This is a genomic window from Candidatus Palauibacter australiensis (assembly GCA_026705295.1).
GTDB classification, from domain to species: domain Bacteria; phylum Gemmatimonadota; class Gemmatimonadetes; order Palauibacterales; family Palauibacteraceae; genus Palauibacter; species Palauibacter australiensis.
In genome coordinates, this window is sequence record JAPPBA010000122.1 from 1 (window position 1) to 3,788 (window position 3,788).

Consider the following 3,788-nt stretch of genomic DNA (forward strand, 5'->3'; position numbering starts at 1 on the left):
CCTCACGAGCCGGCCCCGGTCCCCTTCCTCCTGTTCGGCGCGCGCGACGCGGAGCGCATCCACGGCGTGGCGCAGGATCGGGTCGTCCGGCCGCCGCGCCTGCACCTCGGCGAGGATCGCCGCGTACGCATCGAACTGTGCGAGATCCTCTGCCGCATCCTGTGCCTCGTCGTAGATGACGGGCCGGTCCGGCGCGCGGCGGAGCGCCTCGGGGAGGATCTGCAGGATCTTCTCCGCGTACCGCCGGTCGGTCCCGTAGACGCCGGCCCACCGCAGGTCGGTGACGTACGCCTCCCAGGCAGCGGAGTCGTCGGGGTCGAGCTCGAGCGTGCGCTCCCACGCCAGCGCGGCTTCCGCCCGAAGATCGAAGTAGCCGGCCAGCGTGGCGTACTGCCGATGGGCCTCGGCGTCGTCCGGTGATGTCGCGCGCGCCGAGTCGTAGCGGGCCATGGCACGCTCGAATTCGATCGCGTCCTTGTCGGTCGCCGCGTCGGCCATCAGCGCGGCGTGCGAGCGGGCGTCGCCGCAACCCGCGACGATCGTCAGACACACTCCAGCAAGCGTCAGATGCCTCATGGAACTCGCTCCTGTGGACGTTGAGGCGCCAGGCTTTGGTGAGCCGGGATCGGGTCGCGGGAGGTGCGCGTCACGCGGGATCGAGGCTCGGGGTTACGATCAGGGTGAGGACGGGGTCCTCGGCGGAACGGCGCGCCGACCCCAGCACCACTCTCTGGCCATCCCGGATCGTGACGGAGGCGTCGAGCAGGGGCCCGAGCACGTTCATCCGGAAGACCCCTCCCTCAAGCTCCCTCAGGGTCGACGGGCGTGATTCTGCTCCGCTGAGAGTCACCTTTGCACGCACGTTCCTCGTGAAATTGCGTGCACTGACTTCTGCGTGGATCGCCAGCGGCGTTTCCGCATCGTCCGCAACGATTCTCTGGGACCCGGAGCCTCCAACCATGAAGCTCGACGTCTCCGCCAGGCCGACATTCAGCACGGAAGTCGACAGGAGCCGGTATCCCCGGAAGTTGAACAGCTGCCTGAGTTCGCTCACGACGTCACTGATCTCGGGGTCGTCACCGGTGAATCCGTCCGCCTCGACCAGGTGGAAGACGAGCTGCACGTTTTGCACGGTCTCCACGGCATCCTCGCCCTCCTGCGCGGTCGCGATGCCCGCGGGGAGACCGAGGGCCAGCGTCAGGATCAGCGCGCGCCGGAGACGCAGCCACGCGTTGCCGCCCGCCCTCCCGTTCACCCCAGCGCCCATCTTTGCAATTCGCTTGCCGATCATCAGTCACTCTCCTCCGGGTTGAGCAGCCATACGACGGCGATGTCGGGGTCGTTCGTGGGGAAGACCACGAACGGCCGGTCGGCCTCCACGTCCATGTCGCTCACCATGCTCCGCGTGGGGGACGTGAGGGGGCTGCCGTCTTCTTCGATGGCGCCGTTGGGTAACAGGAGCAGGGCCGCCACGACCGCCGCCGCCGCGAGCGGCCCCACCGCCCACCCGCGCCACGCGGGCCGCCGACCCAGGGGCGCGGCGTGCTCGGGGGGCATGGCGGGCAGGTCGTTGCTTACCTGGTTGGCCATCGCCGACAGGACGGCGTGCATGTTCCGTTCGTCGCGAGCGATTCGACCCGCGTGCCGGCGCCCCCGGGCGTCCCGCTCCGTCATCGTTTCCCCTCGGTTCCCCTATCCACGGGTCGCGCCAACATCTCCTTCCGCATCCGGCGCCGCGCGCGCAGCAGGTGGACCCGAAGCGTGTTCGGGTTCATCTCCAGCAGCCGCGCCGCCTCTCCGGGTCTCAGCCCCTGCAGGTCCACCAGGTCGAAGACTTCCCGCTGCATCATGGGCAGTTCCGTCACAAGCGTTCGAATCAGGCGCAGAGTACGCTTCATCTCGATGTCATCCAGCGGATCCTCCAACCCGGGAGCCCGCGACTCGGCCAGCCGCTGTTCCTGCCGCTTCTCGCGCTGGTGATCCAGGCTGGCGTTCCGCGTGATCCGGTACACCCAACTCGTCACCCGGGAGCGACCATCGAAGCTCCCGATCGCACTCAGCGTCTTCATCAGGACGGCCTGCGCGACATCCTCCGCGTCATCCGGATCGCCGGTCATGACCAGGGCCCACCGGCATACCAGGGGACGGAGGGCGCCCGCCAGCCTCTCGCGCGCCCCTCGCTCTCCCTGCCTGGCCCCTTCGACCAGTTCCAGGATCTCTCGGTCGGAGAGCATGGCGCTCCCGGTCCCTTCCCCCTTGCGTGGTTTCGAGAAGTGAGACGGGGAAAGAAGGTAGAGCGTTTACCCGGCGCGCCGTTACGGCGTCCACGTCGTCACCCACCGGTTTCGACCAGGTCGCAGAGGGCGACGGGCGGGATGCAAGTTCGCCGCGCTGGCGCAGGTGCGCCCAGTTCGCGGACCGCGTCGTTGCGACGAGAATCCCTCAACGCCGACGAGAGCGTCTCTTGCGTCGGCCTCGCATGGCAAGGATCGGGTCGATTCGGCATCAGGGGTGTTTCACGTTACAGGAGTTTCCATCAATGATCATTCTCGGGGTTCCATATGAACACGACCGACTACGACCGAATCGAGGCCGCCATCCGCTATCTGGCCATGCATCGCCAGCGGCAGCCAGAGCTCGCGGAATTGGCCGCGCACATCGGTCTGAGCCAAAGCCATCTGCATCGGCTGTTTTCGCGCTGGGCCGGGGTCACGCCAAAGCGTTTTCTCGAATTCCTTACCGTTCAGCACGCGAAGAAGCTGCTCGACAGCTCCGAGTCCGTGCTCGCGACGGCCTATGGCAGCGGGCTCTCAGGCCCGGGCAGGCTGCACGATCACTTCGTAACCGTGGAGGCCGTCACGCCGGGAGAGTACCGGAGCAGGGGCACGGGGCTGACAATCCGCTTCGGCACAGGAGAGTCCCCGTTCGGGCCGGTGTTCGTCGCCTGGACCGAGCGCGGTGTCTGCCGGGTCGGGTTTGTGTCCGACGGGGATGTCTCCGCGGAGAAGGAGGCTCTCCGCCGGGTCTGGGAGCGGGCGTCGCTCAAGGTCGACGAACTGAGGGCAACGGCACTGGCACGGTCCATCTTCTCGGCGCCCTTTGAAGCCGAGAGTCCCCCACTGACCGTACATGTGCGCGGGACCAACTTCCAACTAGCCGTCTGGCGCGCCCTGCTCCGCGTGCCTCCCGGGCAGGTCGTCAGCTACGGCCGCCTAGCCGAAGAGGTCTGCAGCACGCGGGCGGCTCGGGCGACGGGGAGCGCCGTAGGCGCAAACCCAATCGCCTTCCTCATTCCGTGCCATCGCGTGATCCGTGCGGGGGGGATCACGGGCAACTACGCCGGGGGCGCCACGCGGAAACGCTGCATGCTGGCGTGGGAGGCGAGTCGGCAATCCGGCGGCGGCGCCGAGATGGAGTAAGCCGGAGGCGCACTATGACGCACGATTCGCTGTTTCCCGACCACGATTACCTGACGGCGTCGGACCACGCGCTCACCGAACGCCTTGGCGCTGCGCGGCGTCTCTTGCCGTCGCGCCACGTGGTACCCGATGGTCCGTCCGGCGAGTGGCTCCGGGAGCTGCGAAACATGGATTTCGACCGACCCAGGGAGCTGGCGGACATGACGGAATGGGTGATCGGGGGCCTCGAGACCGGCGCGGTGCAGGTGACGCATCCGGGCTATCTTGGTCTGTTCAACCCTGCCCCGACGTTTGCTTCCGAGTGCGCCGATCGCATCGCCTCCGCGTTCAACCCCCAGGTCTGCGTGCACTCGCATGCGCCGGCGGCGG

At 67.9% G+C, this 3,788-nt stretch carries 6 protein-coding genes; 2 read left to right on the top strand and 4 right to left on the bottom strand.

Features of this window, described 5'->3' with window-relative positions:
• The 4 genes from OXN85_09550 to OXN85_09565 all read right to left on the bottom strand — a co-directional run.
• On the bottom strand, window positions 1-576 hold a 576-nt coding region (locus OXN85_09550), incomplete at its 3' end, for a hypothetical protein (GenBank protein ID MCY3600199.1).
• A 70-nt stretch (window positions 577-646) separates the two neighbouring features.
• Window positions 647-1,291, bottom strand: a complete 645-nt coding sequence (locus OXN85_09555) for a hypothetical protein (protein ID MCY3600200.1) — start codon at window positions 1,289-1,291, stop codon at window positions 647-649.
• The gene (locus OXN85_09560) at window positions 1,291-1,674 is read right to left on the bottom strand and encodes a hypothetical protein (protein ID MCY3600201.1); all 384 of its coding nucleotides are present in this window, start codon (window positions 1,672-1,674) and stop codon (window positions 1,291-1,293) included. Before OXN85_09560 ends, OXN85_09555 begins: the two co-directional genes overlap by 1 nt.
• Window positions 1,671-2,234, bottom strand: a complete 564-nt coding sequence (locus OXN85_09565) for an RNA polymerase sigma factor (protein ID MCY3600202.1) — start codon at window positions 2,232-2,234, stop codon at window positions 1,671-1,673. Before OXN85_09565 ends, OXN85_09560 begins: the two co-directional genes overlap by 4 nt.
• A gap of 327 nt (window positions 2,235-2,561) precedes the next feature.
• Between OXN85_09565 and OXN85_09570 the strand changes: the two genes are divergently transcribed.
• A complete protein-coding gene (locus OXN85_09570; protein ID MCY3600203.1) occupies window positions 2,562-3,419 on the top strand; it encodes a methylated-DNA--[protein]-cysteine S-methyltransferase in 858 nt (285 codons plus the stop codon).
• A 14-nt stretch (window positions 3,420-3,433) separates the two neighbouring features.
• The coding region (locus OXN85_09575) for a hypothetical protein (GenBank protein ID MCY3600204.1) at window positions 3,434-3,788 on the top strand (355 nt) is incomplete at its 3' end.

Coding starts and splice junctions, on each gene's coding strand:
- OXN85_09565 (MCY3600202.1), bottom strand. CDS start 2,234: ATGCTCTCCGACCGAGAGATCCTGGAACTGGTCGAAGGGGCCAGGCAG.
- OXN85_09570 (MCY3600203.1), top strand. CDS start 2,562: ATGAACACGACCGACTACGACCGAATCGAGGCCGCCATCCGCTATCTG.
- OXN85_09555 (MCY3600200.1), bottom strand. CDS start 1,291: ATGATCGGCAAGCGAATTGCAAAGATGGGCGCTGGGGTGAACGGGAGG.
- OXN85_09560 (MCY3600201.1), bottom strand. CDS start 1,674: ATGACGGAGCGGGACGCCCGGGGGCGCCGGCACGCGGGTCGAATCGCT.